The organism is Burkholderia sp. EMB26, from assembly GCF_024730645.1.
Taxonomy (GTDB): Bacteria; Pseudomonadota; Gammaproteobacteria; order Burkholderiales; family Burkholderiaceae; genus Burkholderia; species Burkholderia cenocepacia.
In genome coordinates, this window is sequence record NZ_CP078071.1 from 2814490 (window position 1) to 2830946 (window position 16457).

The following is a 16457-nucleotide window of genomic DNA, read 5'->3' on the forward strand; positions in this document are numbered from 1 at the left end:
GCGGTGTGGCGATCAACTGGCGCGAAATTCAGGCCATTGGTCGGCTTGGAAGTAGTCGATTGCTGGAATTGGTTTTAATGATGTCCGGTTTGATGGTTATCTGGACAGTTTTTATTTCCAGTTGTAGAGTCCTCTGACTGATTTCACGAACCGGCGCCGCCGCCGGTACGCGTCACGAGGAGCAACCGATGCTGCAGTTGAGTGACCGCGACGACGCCATGTTGCGCGGGGATTTCGGCGACGGCGTCGCCCGCGCGATGCGGATCGTTGCGCGCACCGCGCAGGTGATGTCCGCGCCGCACCTGATCGACATTACGTCCGCCCATATCGACGGCTGTCTGTATCACGGCCAGACGAGCCTCGACTTCGTCGACTATTTCGTCGACACGGGCGCGAAGGTCGCGGTGCCGACCACCTTGAACGTCGGGTCGCTCGACCTGATCCATCCCGAGCTGTACCACGGCGACCGCACGATCCAGCGCGATGCGCAGCGCCTGATGGACGCGCATCTGCAACTCGGCTGCGAATCGAGCTTCACGTGCGCGCCGTATCAGCTGAAGAATCGTCCGGCGAAGGGCGAGCAGATCGCGTGGGCCGAGTCGAATGCGATCGTGTTCGCGAACTCGGTGCTCGGCGCGTGCACGAGCCGCTACGGCGATTTTCTCGATCTGGCCGCCGCGATCACCGGGCGCGCGCCGTATGCGGGGCTGCATGTCGACGCGAACCGCGCCGCGCGGATCGTGTTCAATGCGCCCGATTTCAGCCGCTTGCCGTCGCGCGACATCTATTTCGCCGCGCTCGGTTTGGCGGTCGGCAAGGTCGCGGGCGCGGTCGTGCCGGCGATCGTCGGGTTGCCGGCGGACACCACCGAGGACGAACTCAAGGCGCTCGGCGCGGCCGCCGCGTCGAGCGGGGCCGTCGCGCTGTTCCATGCGGTCGGCGTGACGCCCGAGGCGCCGACGCTCGACGCCGCGTTGCACGGCCGCGCCGCGCAGCGCACGGTCGATATCGCGATGGCCGATCTCGACGAGATTCGCCGCACGCTGAATCACGGTGCGGCCGGCGACGCGCTCGTCGCGGTCGCGCTCGGCACGCCGCATTTTTCGCTGGCCGAATTCCGCACGCTCGACACGTTGCTCGACGCGTTCGACGGCAAGCCGGCGTGCGACTTCTACGTGAACACGAGCCGCTTCATTCTGTGGGAACTGGAGCAAGCCGGCCTCGTGGAGAAATTCGCCGCGCGCGGCATCCAGATCGTCGTCGATACCTGCACGTACATCACGCCGGTGATGAAGCAACTGTCGGGGCTGGTGATGACCAACTCGGGGAAATGGGCGTCGTATGCGCCCGCGAACATCGGCGTGACGGTCGCGTACGGCAGCATGCGCGAATGCGTGCGCTCCGCGTACGAAGGCAAGGTGCGATTCGATGACTGAAACGACGGGTACATTCTTGACGGGCGACACGCTCGTGCCGGGCAGCGCGTGCGCGCGCCCGTTCATCCTCGACAAGCCGCTGAGCTTCTGGGGCGGCTACGACTCGGGCGCGGGCCGGATCGTCGACCGCGGGCATCCGCAGGCCGGCGCGAGCCTCGCCGGCAAGGTGATGGTGATGCCGCACGCGAAGGGCTCGAGTTCGAGCAGCAGCGTGCTCGCGGAAGCGGTGCGCAACGGTACGGGGCCGGTCGGGATCGTGTTGAAGGAGCGCGACCTGATCATCTCGATCGGCGCGATCGTGGCCGCCGAGCTGTATGCGATCGCGGTGCCGGTGGTGTGCGTGGGCGACGATGTGTACGACGCGATCGTCGCTTCAACCGGCGACGTGCGGATCGAAGCGGGCGAGGGCGACGGCGGCGCGCGGATTCATATCGGCCGCTGACGCGCGGTGCGCATCATTCGCGTGCCGCTCCCGCAGCCGCTTCCCGGTACGCGCTCGGCGTCTGCCCGGCCCAGCGCCGGAACGCGCGCGTGAAGTTCGCCGGGTCGGTGAATTGCAGCCGCTCGGCGATCGTCTTCAGGTCAAGATCCGACGCGGCGAGCAACTGCTTCGCGTCGCGAAACCGCGCTTCATCGAGCAATTTCCGATAGCTCGATCCGGCTTCCTCCAGCCGGCGCCGCAGCGTGCGCGTCGACACGAGCAGCGCATCGGCGAGCGTGTCCGGCCCCGGATAATCGCCGGCGGCGCGCGCCAGCTCCGCGCGCACGCGCTCGACCAGATCGCCTTCCTCCTGCCGCACCTGCGCATATTCGCGCTCGACCTGCACGAGCGCCTGCCGGTGCGCGACCTCGTCGGCGAGCGGTAGCGGCCAGTCGAGCGCATCGCGCGCGATCCACAGCGCGTTGGCCGCGCAGCCGAATGCCACCGGCGGCAACTGGTCGCGATAGCGCGCGAAATACGCGGGTTCCGGCCATGCGAATTGCAGCGTGATCGGCGGCGACGCGCGGCCGGACCATTGCGAGATGTTCTGTGCGAGCCCGGTCAGCACGAATTCGAACATCACGTGATGCTGGAGGACGGGATTCGCCTGCACGCCGTGCAACTCGAGCGTCGCGCCGCGTTCGTCTTCCGCATAGGTCAGCCGGTACTGGCGATTGCGCATCCGGAAGTAGCGCTGCGTGACCGACAGCGCTTCACGGATGTCCCGCGCGGTCAACGTCGCATAGCCGAGAAAGCCGTGCACGGTCGGCTTCAGCAGCAGCCCGAACGCGAGCCCGATGCCCGGATCGCCGCCGATTTCGATCGCGTTGAGCACGAGCCGCCCCCATTGCGACGGCGCGACGCGCGCGTCCGGTTCGGCCAGCACCGCGTCGCGCAGGCCCGTGCCGGCGCGCACGGCCGCCAGGTCGACGCCGCGCGCGGCCAGCGCCTGCAGCAGCAGGCGCGTATAGGCGACCGGAATCGTCGGCCGGCGTAGCCCGAGGCGATCCTTGCGAGACGGGGAAGTCATGTCGATTTGGCCGGAAATGACAAGCATTATGGCTGTTTGCCCCCTCACGTTCAAGGCAGCGCGCGCCTACGATGGCAGCCATCGCTTATTGGCCGACTCATCATGACGACACCCTTTCCCCACCTGCTCGCCCCGCTCGATCTCGGCTTCACGACGCTGAAGAATCGCGTGCTGATGGGCTCGATGCATACCGGCCTCGAGGACAGCCGCAAGACGCTGCCGCGCCTCGCCGAATATTTCGCCGAACGCGCGCGCGGCGGGGTCGGCCTGATCGTGACGGGCGGCTTCGCGCCGAACGTGGCCGGCTGGACCAAGCCGTTCGGCGGCACGCTGATGACGTCGGCCGCCGCGCGCCGGCATCGCGAGATCACCGGCGCCGTGCACGCGGAGGACGGCAAGATCGCGCTGCAGATCCTGCATACGGGCCGCTACGGGTATCACCCGTTCGCGGTCGCGCCGTCGAAGATCAAGTCGCCGATCTCGCCGTTCGCGCCGCACGAACTGAGCGCGCGCGGGGTCGAGCGGCAGATCCGCGCGTTCGTGCGCTGCGCGAAGCTGGCCCGCGAAGCCGGTTACGACGGCGTCGAGATCATGGGCTCCGAGGGCTACCTGATCAACCAGTTCATCTCGATGCATACGAACAAGCGCAGCGACCAGTGGGGCGGTGCGTACGAGAACCGCATCCGCCTGCCGATCGAGATCGTCGAGCGCACGCGCGAAGCGGTCGGCCGCGATTTCATCCTGATCTACCGGCTGTCGATGCTCGACCTGATTCCGGACGGCAGCGACTGGCGCGAAACCGTGCAGCTCGCGAAGGCGGTCGAGCGCGCGGGCGCGACGATCATCAACACCGGGATCGGCTGGCACGAGGCGCGCGTGCCGACGATCGCGACGTCGGTCCCGCGCGGCGCGTTCGCGTGGGTGACGAAGAAGATGAAGGGCGAAGTGGGCATCCCGCTCGTGACGACCAACCGGATCAACCGGCCCGAAGTGGCCGAGCAGATTCTCGCGGACGGCTGCGCGGACATGGTGTCGATGGCGCGGCCGCTGCTCGCGGATGCCGAGTTCGTCGTCAAGGCCGCGCAGGGCCGGGCCGACGAGATCAATACCTGCATCGGCTGCAACCAGGCGTGCCTCGATCATGCGTTCAAGAACAAGATTGCGTCGTGCCTGCTGAATCCGCGTGCATGCCACGAGACCGAGCTGAAATACACGCCTGCGTCGCAGCCGAAGCGTATCGCGGTGGTCGGCGCGGGGCCGGCCGGGCTCGCGTGCTCGACGGTGCTCGCGCAGCGCGGCCATCAGGTCGACCTGTTCGACGGCGCGGCCGAGATCGGCGGCCAGTTCAACATGGCGAAGCGGATTCCGGGCAAGGAAGAGTTTCACGAAGCGCTGAATTACTTCGGTCGGCAAGTCGAGCTGACCGGCGTGAAGCTGCACCTGAACCGCCGCGTCGACGCGAGCGACCTGATCGCGGGCGGCTACGACGAGATCGTGCTCGCGACCGGCGTCGCGCCGCGCGACCCGAAGATTCCGGGGCAGGACGGGCCGAACGTGCTCAGCTATATCGACGTGCTCGCGGGCAAGCAGCCGGTCGGCCGGCGGGTCGCGGTGGTGGGCGCGGGCGGGATCGGCTTCGATGTCGCCGAATATCTGGTGCAGGACGGCGAGTCGCCGGCGCTCGATCTGGACGAATGGAAGGCCGAGTGGGGCGTGACCGACCCGGCCGCGACGCGCGGCGGCGTGACGCGGGCGCAGGTGTCGGCGCCCGCGCGGGAAGTGACGTTGCTGCAGCGCAAGGCCGCGCCGCTCGGCAAGGGGCTCGGCAAGACGACCGGCTGGATTCACCGCGCGACGCTGAAGATGAAACAGGTGAAGATGATCGGCGGCGTGAACTACGAACGGATCGACGCGCGCGGGCTGCATGTGTCGTACGGCGAGCAGCGCACCGATCACGAACTGATCGAAGCCGATACGATCGTGCTCTGCACGGGGCAGGAGCCGCAGCGCGCGTTGCTGGCGCCGCTGCAGGCGGCCGGGCGCTCGGTGCACCTGATCGGCGGCGCGGAGCTGGCCGCCGAACTCGATGCGAAGCGTGCGATCGATCAGGGTGCGCGGCTGGCGGCGCGGTTGTAACGGGCGGCCGTTGCGGCGGTCGATTCGGATGATCGTCGCGTGGCGATGATCAGTGTGCGCGACGGTTGGCGGACTGATGCGCCCATTCGCGGGCGCGGCAACCATGACGAACCGCGGCGCCGATGGCGCCACCACGCAACGTGGCGGCGCGCACCCGCAGACCGTGCCCGCGATCGACCGGCGCGACTCAGGCCGCTTCGGCCCGCTCTTCCGCTTCCGCTTCGAGCATTGCCTTGACGATCAGGTAGACGGCCGGCAGATCGTCGTCGTCGCGGTGCCAGTCGACCGGTTCCTCGACGTCCGCGGCGACCAGCCGGCTGTCGCGCAGCCGGATGAACGCGTCGACGACGGTCGGATCGTTGCGGTTCAGGAACCCGGCATTCGAAAACGCCAGCTCCTCGACGTTCAGCAGCGCCTGCCAGCTCATCGTGCGCACGGCCGCCGGGTGGGTGCGGCGGCGCAGGCCCAGCGCCCGCTGCGCGGGGCCGCCGACGACACGCTGCAGATCGACGACCGCCCGCTGCGCGGCGCGCTCGAAGTGGACGGGATTGAAGCCGGGTTGCTCGGGATCGAATGCGGAAGCCTGGAACATGGTCGCCTCACAAAAGTCCGTTCGTCTGTGGATGACGGAATTCGGGTCAAATGGTGCAAAAGCACTGTAAATATATACAGTGTTCGGCGCGGTTTCAAGCCCCGAATGCAGGATTTCGCGCATCGGCGATCGATGCGGGCGATCGCATGGATCGGGCGGACGATCTACACCGCCGCCGCGATCGTCTCCCGCAGCCACCGATGCGCGGGATCGCGATGCACGCGCTCGTGCCACAGCATCGACATTTCATAGCCGGGCACCTCGACCGGTGCGTCCACCACGCGCAGCGCCGGCACGTCGCGCACCAGCCGCTCGGGCAGCATCGCGACGAGATCGGTGCTCGCGACGGCCGACATCACGAACAGGAAGTGCGGCACCGACAGCACGACGCGCCGCGTGGCCCCGACCTTCGCGAGCGCTTCGTCCGTCACGCCGAAGAAGCCGCCGCCGTCGGGCGACACGATCACGTGCTCGAGCGTGCCGAACTGCGCGAGCGTGGGGCGCCGCTTCAGCTTCGGGTGGCCGGCGCGGCCGATCAGCACGTAGCGCTCGACGAACAGCGGCAGGCGCCGCATGTCCGGTGGCGACCCTTCGGTCGTATGAAAGGCCAGGTCGATGCCGTTTCGTTCGGCATCCTGTTCGATGCGTGGCGGCACCAGTTCGACGACGGCCAGCCGCGTGCCGGGCGCGGCCGAACGCAGCGTGTGCAGCGCGGGCAGCACGATCGTCGATTCGCCGTAGTCGGTCGCGGCCACGCGCCACGTGTTCGTTGCGGTCGCGGGATCGAACGGCGTGGCCGGAATCACCGCGCGCTCGACCGCTTCGAGCGCATCGCGCAACGGCTCGCGCAGCGCTTCCGCGCGTGCGGTCGGCCGCATTCCGCGCGGCCCGGGCAGCAGCAGCGGATCGCCGAACACGTCGCGCAGTTTCTGCAGCTGCACGCTGACCGACGGCTGCGACATGTTCAGCTTCTCGGCCGCGCGCGTGACGTTGTGCTCGGCGAGCAGCACGTCCAGCGTGACGAGCAGGTTCAGATCGAGCCTTCTGAGATTATTCATGGCTATACCTGGAATATCAGGAATTCATTTCAAATATACCGTCGGAGGCCGCATCCTGCAGTCATTCAATCCGCGGAGTGACGAAGATGAATGTGCTGATCGTGTATGCCCATCCCGAACCGCGTTCGCTGAACGGCGCGCTGCGCGATTTCGCCGTCGCGCATCTCGAAGCGGCCGGCCACGCGGTGCAGGTGAGCGACCTGTATGCGATGAACTGGAAGGCGGTGCTGGACGCGAACGACGTGACCGATCGCGCGCCCGACGCGCGGTTCGATCCGTCGCTCGATTCGCGGCGCGCGTTCGCGGCGGGTACGCAAAGCGACGACATCGCGCGCGAGCAGGACAAGCTGAAGTGGGCCGACGCGGTGATCCTGCAGTTTCCGCTGTGGTGGTTCTCGATGCCGGCGATCATGAAGGGCTGGTTCGAGCGCGTGTACGCGTACGGTTTTGCGTACGGCGTCGGCGAGCATTCCGATACGCACTGGGGCGATCGCTACGGCGAAGGTTCGCTGGCCGGCAAACGCGCGATGATCGTCGTCACGACGGGCGGGTGGGAGTCGCACTACAGCCCGCGCGGCATCAACGGGCCGATCGACGACTTGCTGTTTCCGATCCAGCACGGCGTGCTGTATTACCCGGGGTTCGACGTGCTGCCGCCGTTCGTGATCTATCAGACGGGCAAGATGAACGCCGCGCGCTTCGACAAAACCTGTACGGCGCTCGGCCAGCGTCTCGACGCTCTGTGGACCACGCCGCCGATTCCGTTTCGCCGGCAGAACGCGGGCGATTACGAGATTCCGGCGCTGACGTTGAAGGAGGACATCGCGCCGGGGAAGGTGGGGTTCGCCGCACACGTGACCGCCTGACGGCTGCTGCACACCCCGACGCGGGGCGGCACGGACAACCGCCGCCATACGCAAGATGCCGGACGCGGAATGCAAACGACCCGGGCGGCCTGCGTGACATCGGCGGCCGCCCGGGTCGTGCTTCTCGTGGCATCTCGTGCCATTTGGCGGCCGTGGGGCACGGCCGCGATTCATCGCTGCTTACCGATCGTCGTCCCGCACCGAAGACGGATGCCGGCACAGCGCCCGCACCTCCATCTCCATATACGGAAACAGCGGCAGCTGGCTCAGCACGTCATGCAGCTGCTGTACGCTTTCGACGTCGAAAATACTGACGTTCGCATACTGCCCGGCGATCCGCCACAGATGGCGCCACGTGCCTTCGTTCATCAGCCGCTGGCACATCGCCTTTTCTTCGGCCTTCAGCGTGGCCGCCTTGACCGGATCCATGTCCGCCGGCAGGCGAACGGTCATTTCCACATGAAACAGCATCCTGCACTCCTTGCGTTGTCGATTCGTCGAACGGGAAGGGCGCTCACGCCTGCGCGCGGGCCCGCTCGACTTCGCTGCCCGGCACGTCCTGCTTGTCCTTGAGCAGCGTGAAGTCGAAGTCGATCAGCGCGAACTGCCCGTCGACGCCATACGGCTTGCCTTCCGCGCCCTCCGCCTGCTTGACCGGCGGGATCAGCCCGTCGCGCGTCGCGAACGCGAAGTCGTCCCACAGGTGCGGATCGCCGTCGATGTTGATCTGCGTCGTCAGCTTACGATAACCGTCCGCCGAAACGAAGAAGTGAATGTGCGCCGGACGATGGCCGTGGCGGCCGAGCTGGTCGAGCAATTGCTCGGTCTTGCTGCCCGGCGGCACGCTGTAGCCGACCGGCAGCACGCTGCGGAAGCTGTAGCGGCCTTCGGCATCGGTGCGGATCGAGCGGCGCAGGTTGAACGCCGGCTGCGACGCGTCGAAGTACGAGTAATTGCCCAGATGGTTCGCGTGCCACACCTCGACCAGCGCGTTCGCGAGCGGCGCGCCGTCCTGGCCGAGCACGCGGCCGCGCATGATCAGCGTCTGGCCCGGATCGGTGCCGTCGTCGAGCCGCGCGTGGCCGACCGATTCGGGCGCGCCGGCGACGTACAGCGGCCCTTCGATCGTGCGCGGCGTGCCGCCCTGGATGCCGGCCTTGGCCTCGGCTTCGTCCATCCGCACGTCGAGGAAGCGTTCGAGGCCGAGGCCCGCGGCGATCAGCCCGAATTCGCGGCCGGCTTCGTTCAGGTAGTTCAGGGCCGTCCAGAATTCGCTCGGCTGCACGTCGAAGTCCTCGATCGTGTAGCAGATGTCCTTCACGATCCGGTTGACGATCGCGCGCACGCGCGGGTTGCCGGGCTTTTCCGCGGCGTCGTCGAAGGTCTTCAGCAGGGCGTCGATGGCTTGCTTGTTCATCTGTGTCTCCGGTGTCGGTTGTCGTGTGGGGATCAGCGGGCGTCGCGTCGCATCCGTTCGATGCGGGCCCAGTCGAAGGTGATGCCGAGGCCGGGCGTCGCCGGCAGATGCAGCTTGAAATCCTGGTAGCGCAGCGGCTCGACGAGGATCTCCTCGGTGAGCAGCAGCGGGCCGAACAGTTCGGTGCCCCATTTCAGCGAGTCGAACGTGCTGAACAGTTGCGCGGACGCCATCGTGCCGGCCGCGCCTTCGAGCATCGTGCCGCCGTACAGTTCGATGCCGGCCGCCGCGGCGATCGACGCGACGCTCGCCGCGCCCTGCAGGCCGCCCGACTGCGCGATCTTCACCGCGAACACGTCGGCCGCGCGATCCTGCGCGAGCGCGAACGCATCGACGGGGCCGTGCAGCGCCTCGTCGGCCATGATCGGCACCTGCGCGAGCTGCGTGAGGCGTTTGAGCCCCGCGCGGTTGGTCGCGGCGATCGGCTGCTCGACGAGGCTCACGCCGGCGTCGGCCAGCCGCGCGCCGGCCCAGATCGCATCGGTTTCGCTCCAGGCCTGGTTCACGTCGACCCGCACGTCGCCGCGCTCGCCGAGCGCGCGCTTGATCGCGACCACGTGGGCCACGTCGTCGGCGACCGCGTTCGAGCCGATCTTCAGCTTGAACGCGCGATGGCGGCGGGCGTCGAGCATCGCTTCGGCTTCCGCGATGTCGCGTTGGGTATCACCGCTCGCGAGCGTCCACGCGACATCGACCGCATCGGTCCGCCGGCCGCCGAACAGCTCGGACAGCGGTACGCCCAGGCGCCGCGCCTGCGCGTCGAACAGCGCGGTCTCGATCGCGCATTTCGCGAAACGGTTGCCCTGGAACAGCTTGCGCGCCCGCGCGATCGCGGCGCCCGGGCGCGTCGCGTCCATGCCTTGCAGCAGCGGCGCGAAGTAGGTGTCGATGTTGACCTTGATGCTTTCGGGGCTCTCCTCGCCATACGCGAGACCGCCGATGGTCGTCGCCTCGCCGACGCCTTCGATACCGTCCGTGCATCGAACGCGGACCAGCACGAGGGTCTGGCAATTCATCGTCGCGACCGACAATTTGTGGGGCCGGATCGTCGGCACGTCGACCAGCAGCGTGTCGATGCGTTCGATGGTGGCGGCAGTTGCTATCATGCGATTCCTCCTGTTGGTGCACATGGTAGGAATTCCCGCCCCGCGTCGTCCAACACTCTTTCCGACTACTTCCATACCTTTGAGGCATGAAATGGAATTGCGTCAGCTCCGTTACTTCATCGCCGTCGCCGAGGAAATGAACATCACGCGGGCCGCGGAGCGGCTGCACATGACGCAGCCGCCGCTGAGCCGCCAGCTTCAGGCGATCGAGGAGGAGATCGGGTTGCCGCTGTTCGAACGCGGCGCGCGGCCGCTGAAACTGACCGATGCCGGGCGCGTGTTCCATGCGCAGGCGAAGCGTCTGGTCGACCAGGCCGACGAACTGGGGCCGCTGACGCGGCGGCTCGCGCAACTGTCGGAGCGGATCGTGATCGGTTTCGTGCCGTCGACGCTGTACGGCGCGCTGCCCGACGTGATCCGTGCGTTTCGCGAGGCGCAGCCGGACGTCGAGCTGTCGCTGATCGAAATGTTCACGCTCGAACAGCTCGGTGCGCTGAAGGGCGGGCGGATCGACGTGGGGTTCGGCCGCCTGCGCTTCGACGACGACCAGCTGGTGCGCGAGGCGCTGATCGAGGAAAAGCTGATCGCGGCGCTGCCGGCCGGGCATCGGCTCGCCGATCCGGGCCGGCCGCTGACGCTCGCGGATCTCGCCGACGAGACGATGATCGTCTACCCGAGCACGCCGCGGCCGAGCTTCGCCGATCAGCAATTGTCCGCGCTGCGCGACGGCGCGGTCGTGCCGGCGGCCGTGCACGAGGTGCGCGAGCTGCAGACCGCGCTCGGGCTCGTCGCCGCGCAGGTCGGCGTGTCGCTGGTGCCCGAGAGCGTGGAGGGCGTACGCGTGAAGGGCGTGGTCTACCGGCGGCTGCCGGAGCCGGGCGCGACGTCGCCGATCATCATGAGCCGCCGGCTGCACGGCGAAAGCGCCGCGACGGCGGCGTTCTGCGCGATTGCGCGGGAGATGATCGTGCCGTCGGCGTGATGGCTGACGGCCGACACAAAACGATCGCCGCATGCCGATTATTGCCGCACATGGTTTTTTCTATCCTGCCGGCAGCCGATAAATCGGCCATGTCGCTCTCCGTAAACAGGGTTGGACGCGGGGTTTCCCGTTCCGCATCGCCCTGGAACAGTGGAGGAGAGCAGCGTGAGCCGATTGGGGAAAAGCATCAAGTTCAGGATCTTTTTCGCGCTTGCCGCGTGTGTCGCGCTCATGGTCGCCATCGGCGTGTTCGGCCTGTTCGGTCTGTCGAGACTGAATTCGAACGTCCATGATGCTTATACGGACAACACCTTGCCGATCAGCGAATTGTCGGAAATTCGCGCCGCGACCTTCGAGACGCAGCTTCGGATGCGCGGGGTGTTGTCCGAGCGCGATCCCGCGCGGGTTCGCAGCGGGATCGACGAGACGCGTGCCGGGCAACGCCGTCTCGACACGATATGGAACCGCTATTACGGCCAATCGATCACGAGCGACAAGGAGCGCCGCATCGCGGCCCGGATTCGCGACGTGCTGCCGCGGTTCCGGGCCGGCGTGGACGCGGCACTCGCGGCGGTGGGCGGCGGGGACCGCGACGCGGCCGCCGCGGCGATCGACCGGCTGGCGCCCGCCGCCGGCGCGCTCAAGCAGGCGCTCGACGACGACATCGCACTGAACATCGATCAGGCGAAGTCGTTCGTCGACGACAGCGCGTCGACCTTCGTCATGATCCTGTGGATCGCGATCGGCCTGATCGGTATCGGCGTGCTGGTCGCGGCGTGGGTATCCGCGCACCTGATGCGGCACATCTCGACGCCGCTCGGCAAGGCCGTGCGCGTGGCCGACGAGATCGCCGGCGGGTCGCTGGACAACCGGATCGACGTCGACTCGCACGACGAATTCGGCCGGTTGCTCGGTGCGTTGGCGACGATGGATCGGCAACTCGGTGCGACGGTGCGCGGCATCAAGCGCAGCGCGGAAGCGGTGGGGGTTGCGTCGCGCCAGATCGCGAGCGGCAATGCCGATCTGTCGGCCCGCACGGAAGAGCAGGCCGCGTCGCTCGAGGAAACCGCATCGAGCATGACGCAATTGACCGAGACCGTGAAGCAGAACGCCGACAACGCGCAGCAGGCCAATACGCTGGCGACGCGCGCGACCGGCATGGCCGATGCCGGCAACGATGCCGTGCAGAGCATGGTCGCGACGATCGGGCAGATCAGCAGCAGTTCCAGCCAGGTTGCCGACATCACGGGCGTCATCGAGAGCATCGCGTTCCAGACCAACATCCTCGCGCTCAACGCCGCGGTGGAGGCCGCGCGCGCCGGCGAGCAGGGGCGCGGCTTCGCGGTGGTCGCGAGCGAGGTGCGCAGCCTCGCGCAGCGCTCGGCGGCGGCTGCGAAGGAGATCAAGGAACTGATCGGCGCGTCGGTGTCGATGATCCGCGACAGCGCGCGGCAGGCCACGGGCGTCGGCGCGACGATGGAGCAGGTGAAGCTCGCGATCAAGCAGGTGTCCGATATCGTCGCCGAAATCGCGGCCGCGTCGCGGGAGCAGAGCCAGGGGATCGGGCAGGTCAATCTGGCGATCGAGCAGATGGACCAGGTGACGCAGCAGAACGCGGCGCTCGTCGAGCAGGCGGCCGCGGCGGCGCATTCGCTCGAGGCGCAGGCCGGCCGCCTGCAGGCGGCGATGGCGGCGTTCAAGCTCGCGCCGAATGCCGACGATGCGCCGGTCATGGCGTCGTCGGCGCCTGCATCCGCGCTCGCCGTCGCACCGACGAAACCGCTGGCGGCGGGGCTGAGCGCCCCTGTCGCGGGCGGCGCCGTCGACTGGAAGGCGTTTTGATCGGGATAACGGTTCGCAGCCTGCTGCGACGGGAGTATCGGCCCTTGAATGGCTCGACGCGTTCTGCTCACGTGGTACTCACGCTCGATGCGCTCGTCGACGCATGCGTGCGTTTCGATCCGTTGGACCGGGATCAGCGGCTGATCGTCCGGACGCTGGTCGTGCCGATGCTCGCGCGGCGGCTGAAGTGGCTGGGGCTGTTGCTGCGCGCGAGCCCGCGCAGCGAGGCCACGCGCGCGATGCTCGAACGGATCGAAGGGGCGCTGGCGTGCGCGGCGGCACGGCTCGACCCTGCGCGCCGGCCATCCGCGGATGCGGCGAGCAACGCCGTGCCGCGGCGCGGCCCGCCGGCGTAGATCGCGACGCGAGGTCGTTGCGCGAGTGCGACCGGCCGTCGATTGGGGCGACCTCGCTCACGCGCGGAAGGCGCGAAGGGTGGGAACGGCGATCGGCAGGACGGCGCGCGAAATGCAGCCTACGGCCGTGCGGCAGTGCGTGTGCGGACGGCTGCTTCAGCGCCTGGCGTCGAGCGTTTCCGACGGCGATTCGCCGAACTTCTCCCGATACGCGATCGCGAACCGGCCCAGGTGGGTAAACCCGCAATCGAGCGCGATATCGGCGATCCGTCGCTCGGATGTCGACCCACGCAGCAACTCCCTCGCATGGTCGAGCCGCGTCGCGCGCAGATATTGCATCGGGCTCATCCCGCGGAATTGCAGGAACGCGTCGCGCAGCGTCCGTTCGGGCACGTTGGCGGCCTGGACGATATCGGCGAGCTGCAGCGGCTGCGCGTAGTGCGCATCGACGAACTCCTGCGCGCGCCGCACGAAGCCCGGCGCCGGGTCGCGATGCGACGCCTGCGGCACGGACGGCGGATGGCCTTCGATCAGCAGGTCGATCAGCAGATGCTCAAGCTGCGACGCGACCCGCGGGTTCGCGTTCGCGCGTTCGAGCAGCTCGGGCGACCGCGCGACGAGCATCAGTTGCTGACGCCACGCGGCGAGCGCGGCGTCGCTGACGTGCAGCACGGGGTCGAGCGTCGCGCGCGGGTCGCCGGTCAGCGAGCCGACGGTCGCCGCGTCGATGCGCAGCACGAACTGCTCGCAATCGGCCGACAGCACCGCGTCGAAGCGTTCACCGGGCGCGCACAGCACGCCGGTCTGGCCGTCGACGCCGAGCTGCCGCCCCATCGCGCGCACTTCGGCCTGGCCGGACAGGCAGAACATCAGCAGGTAGTAGCCGTCGACGGCATCGACCTGCACGCGCATCGCGTCGCCGAACGCGATCGTGCCGATCCCGAGCCCGCCCAGCTTGACGAAATCCATGTGCGACGCGCCCTGCACGCGGCCGCTCGGCAGCAGCGCGTGCGGCTGCATCACGCGCGAGATCCGCTCGCGCGTTTCGTCGAGATCGCGGGATTCGAACAGCCGGTGCGCGCGCAGCGCGAGCGGCTCGAACGACGTTGGGGACATGGGCCTCAGCCTTGGTAGGGCGACGCGCGCTTCGATCCGACGAATGGGTCGCGATCGTGCGACGGGTCGCGTGTGCCGTCATGCTAGCGCAGAAATCCGCCGAAAGTGGATATTGCACCGCCGCAATCGCACTTTCCGGATAGACGCTGAATATTAGCTTTTCAAAAATCGGCTCCATGCATTCAACGCAACGGATCGACAAGGAGTCCGACATGGAGCAGACAGAATCGCCCGTCGTTTTCGCGGAGCGCGGCGACGCATCCGACGTGACCTTTCCGCACGACGACGGCTCGCGCGTGCCGTACAAGGTGTTCAGCTCGCGGGCGGTCTACGATCGCGAGCAGGAACGCATCTTCCGCGGGCCGACGTGGAACTTCGTCGCGCTCGAAGCGGAGATCCCGAACGTCGGCGATTTCAAGAGCACGTTCGTCGGCGACACGCCGGTGGTCGTCACGCGCGCCGAGGACGGCACGCTGTCCGCGTGGGTGAACCGCTGCGCGCACCGCGGCGCGCAGGTGTGCCGCAAGTCGCGCGGCAACGCGAGTTCGCACACGTGCGTCTATCACCAGTGGAGCTTCGACAACCAGGGCAACCTGCTCGGCGTGCCGTTCCGGCGCGGCCAGAAGGGGATGACCGGGATGCCGGCCGATTTCGATCCGAAGCAGCACGGGCTGCGCAAGCTGCGCGTCGACAGCTATCGCGGGCTCGTGTTCGCGACCTTCAGCGACGCGGTCGCGCCGCTGCCCGAGTATCTGGGCGAGCAGATGCGTCCGTGGATCGACCGGATCTTCCACAAGCCGATCGAGTATCTCGGCTGCACGCGCCAGTATTCGAAGTCGAACTGGAAGCTGTACATGGAGAACGTGAAGGACCCGTATCACGCGAGCATGCTGCACCTGTTCCATACGACCTTCAACATCTTCCGCGTCGGCATGAAGGCGCGCTCGATTCCGGATGCGAATCACGGGCTGCACAGCATCATCACGGTGACGAAGACGAATGACGACACGTCGGCCGCATACAAGCAGCAGAACATCCGTTCGTTCGACGAGGGCTTCCATCTGGAAGACGAATCGATCCTCGATCTCGTATCGGAATACGACGAGGATTGCACCAACCATATCCAGCCGATCTTCCCGCAGCTCGTGATCCAGCAGATCCACAACACGCTGGTCGCGCGGCAGATCCTGCCGAAAGGGCCCGACAACTTCGAGCTGATCTTCCACTTCTTCGGCTATGCGGACGACACGCCCGAGCTGCGCGCGCTGCGCATCAAGCAGGCGAACCTCGTCGGGCCGGCCGGCTACATCTCGATGGAAGATACCGAAGCGACCGAGCTCGTGCAGCGCGGCACGGTGCGCGACGCCGATGCGACGTCGGTGATCGAGATGTCGCGCGGCAATCCGGACCAGCAGGACACGGTGATCACCGAGAGCCTGATCCGCAAGTTCTGGGTCGGCTACCAGAAGCTGATGGGCTATTGAGGCGGGAGCAGGAAAATGACGGAAGACATGAAGACGTGGTTCGAGATTTACATGCTCCAGAACCGCTACATCGGGCACCTCGACAACGACCGGCTCGAACACTGGCCGGAGATGTTCACCGAGGACTGCACGTACGAAATCGTGCCGAAGGAGAACGCCGATCTCGGGCTGCCGGTCGGGATCGTCCACTGCACGAACCAGCGGATGCTGCGCGACCGCGTGGTGTCGCTGCGGCACGCGAACATCTACGAGGAGCACACGTACCGGCACATGACGTCGGGCCTGACGATCGTCGCCGAGCGCGACGGCGAAATCGATACCGAGAGCAACTACGTGGTCGTGCAGACGCGCAGCAACGGCGAATCGAACGTGTATCAGGCCGGCAAGTACTACGACACGGTCGTGCGCACGCCCGACGGCCTGCGCTACAAGACCAAGCGCGTGATCTACGACACGTCGCGCGTGCAGACGCTGCTCGCGACGCCGATCTGACCG

The 16457-nt window shown here is 67.4% G+C and carries 16 protein-coding genes; 9 read left to right on the forward strand and 7 right to left on the reverse strand.

Annotation, left to right across the window (positions count from 1 at the left end; translation table 11 throughout):
- The first annotated feature begins 188 nt into the window (after positions 1-188).
- Together KU887_RS29425 and KU887_RS29430 are read left to right on the forward strand one after the other, a co-directional pair.
- Complete coding sequence (locus tag KU887_RS29425) at positions 189-1436, forward strand: aconitase X (RefSeq protein WP_258256590.1); 1248 nt, start codon at positions 189-191, stop codon at positions 1434-1436.
- Positions 1429-1878, forward strand: a complete 450-nt coding sequence (locus KU887_RS29430) for an aconitase X swivel domain-containing protein (RefSeq protein WP_058902840.1) — start codon at positions 1429-1431, stop codon at positions 1876-1878. The genes KU887_RS29425 and KU887_RS29430 overlap by 8 nt, the downstream gene beginning before the upstream one ends.
- A 13-nt stretch (positions 1879-1891) precedes the next feature.
- Here KU887_RS29430 and KU887_RS29435 read toward each other — a convergent pair whose 3' ends face one another.
- Positions 1892-2974 carry an AraC family transcriptional regulator gene (locus KU887_RS29435; RefSeq protein ID WP_258256592.1) on the reverse strand — a complete coding sequence of 361 codons (1083 nt, stop codon included), beginning with the start codon at positions 2972-2974 and terminating at the stop codon, positions 1892-1894.
- Positions 2975-3049: 75 nt separating this feature from the next.
- Between KU887_RS29435 and KU887_RS29440 the strand changes: the two genes are divergently transcribed.
- On the forward strand, positions 3050-5083 hold the full coding sequence (locus KU887_RS29440) for an NADPH-dependent 2,4-dienoyl-CoA reductase (RefSeq protein WP_006484351.1): 2034 nt from the start codon (positions 3050-3052) through the stop codon (positions 5081-5083).
- 187 nt (positions 5084-5270) lie between these two features.
- Here the strand turns inward: KU887_RS29440 and KU887_RS29445 are convergent, their stop codons facing one another.
- Positions 5271-5675: a DUF2471 family protein gene (locus KU887_RS29445; protein WP_006484347.1), complete on the reverse strand. Its 405-nt coding sequence runs from the start codon at positions 5673-5675 to the stop codon at positions 5271-5273.
- A 164-nt stretch (positions 5676-5839) separates the two neighbouring features.
- Complete coding sequence (locus tag KU887_RS29450; RefSeq protein ID WP_006484342.1) at positions 5840-6733, reverse strand: LysR family transcriptional regulator; 894 nt, start codon at positions 6731-6733, stop codon at positions 5840-5842.
- An 86-nt stretch (positions 6734-6819) separates the two neighbouring features.
- On the opposite strand from KU887_RS29450, the gene KU887_RS29455 reads away from it, so the two are divergent.
- Positions 6820-7599 (forward strand): NAD(P)H-dependent oxidoreductase, encoded by a 780-nt coding sequence (locus KU887_RS29455; RefSeq protein ID WP_006496025.1) that lies wholly within the window; start codon positions 6820-6822, stop codon positions 7597-7599.
- Between the two features lie 180 nt (positions 7600-7779).
- Here the strand turns inward: KU887_RS29455 and catC are convergent, their stop codons facing one another.
- Genes catC through KU887_RS29470 form a run of 3 tightly spaced genes read right to left on the reverse strand, consistent with a single transcriptional unit; the run spans position 7780 to position 10182 of the window.
- Positions 7780-8070, reverse strand: a complete 291-nt coding sequence (gene catC, locus KU887_RS29460; RefSeq protein WP_006484359.1) for a muconolactone Delta-isomerase — start codon at positions 8068-8070, stop codon at positions 7780-7782.
- Positions 8071-8113: 43 nt separating this feature from the next.
- Complete coding sequence (gene catA / locus KU887_RS29465) at positions 8114-9016, reverse strand: catechol 1,2-dioxygenase (RefSeq protein WP_006496024.1); 903 nt, start codon at positions 9014-9016, stop codon at positions 8114-8116.
- A gap of 32 nt (positions 9017-9048) precedes the next feature.
- Positions 9049-10182 (reverse strand): muconate/chloromuconate family cycloisomerase, encoded by a 1134-nt coding sequence (locus KU887_RS29470; protein WP_058902842.1) that lies wholly within the window; start codon positions 10180-10182, stop codon positions 9049-9051.
- A 91-nt stretch (positions 10183-10273) separates the two neighbouring features.
- On the opposite strand from KU887_RS29470, the gene KU887_RS29475 reads away from it, so the two are divergent.
- From KU887_RS29475 to KU887_RS29485, 3 genes are all read left to right on the forward strand, one after another.
- Positions 10274-11164, forward strand: coding sequence for a LysR family transcriptional regulator (locus KU887_RS29475; protein WP_062885376.1), 891 nt, complete (start codon positions 10274-10276; stop codon positions 11162-11164).
- Positions 11165-11329: 165 nt separating this feature from the next.
- On the forward strand, positions 11330-13006 hold the full coding sequence (locus KU887_RS29480; protein WP_258256601.1) for a methyl-accepting chemotaxis protein: 1677 nt from the start codon (positions 11330-11332) through the stop codon (positions 13004-13006).
- A 44-nt stretch (positions 13007-13050) separates the two neighbouring features.
- Positions 13051-13362, forward strand: a complete 312-nt coding sequence (locus KU887_RS29485) for a hypothetical protein (RefSeq protein ID WP_012493170.1) — start codon at positions 13051-13053, stop codon at positions 13360-13362.
- Between the two features lie 156 nt (positions 13363-13518).
- On the opposite strand, the gene andR is transcribed toward KU887_RS29485, so the two are convergent.
- A complete protein-coding gene (gene andR, locus KU887_RS29490; RefSeq protein WP_034202656.1) occupies positions 13519-14478 on the reverse strand; it encodes an anthranilate 1,2-dioxygenase regulatory protein AndR in 960 nt (319 codons plus the stop codon).
- 212 nt (positions 14479-14690) lie between these two features.
- Between andR and andAc the strand changes: the two genes are divergently transcribed.
- Both andAc and andAd read left to right on the forward strand, forming a co-directional pair.
- Positions 14691-15962 (forward strand): anthranilate 1,2-dioxygenase large subunit AndAc, encoded by a 1272-nt coding sequence (gene andAc / locus KU887_RS29495; RefSeq protein WP_077190813.1) that lies wholly within the window; start codon positions 14691-14693, stop codon positions 15960-15962.
- A 15-nt stretch (positions 15963-15977) separates the two neighbouring features.
- Positions 15978-16454, forward strand: a complete 477-nt coding sequence (gene andAd / locus KU887_RS29500; protein WP_006490977.1) for an anthranilate 1,2-dioxygenase small subunit AndAd — start codon at positions 15978-15980, stop codon at positions 16452-16454.
- Positions 16455-16457 lie beyond the last annotated feature (3 nt).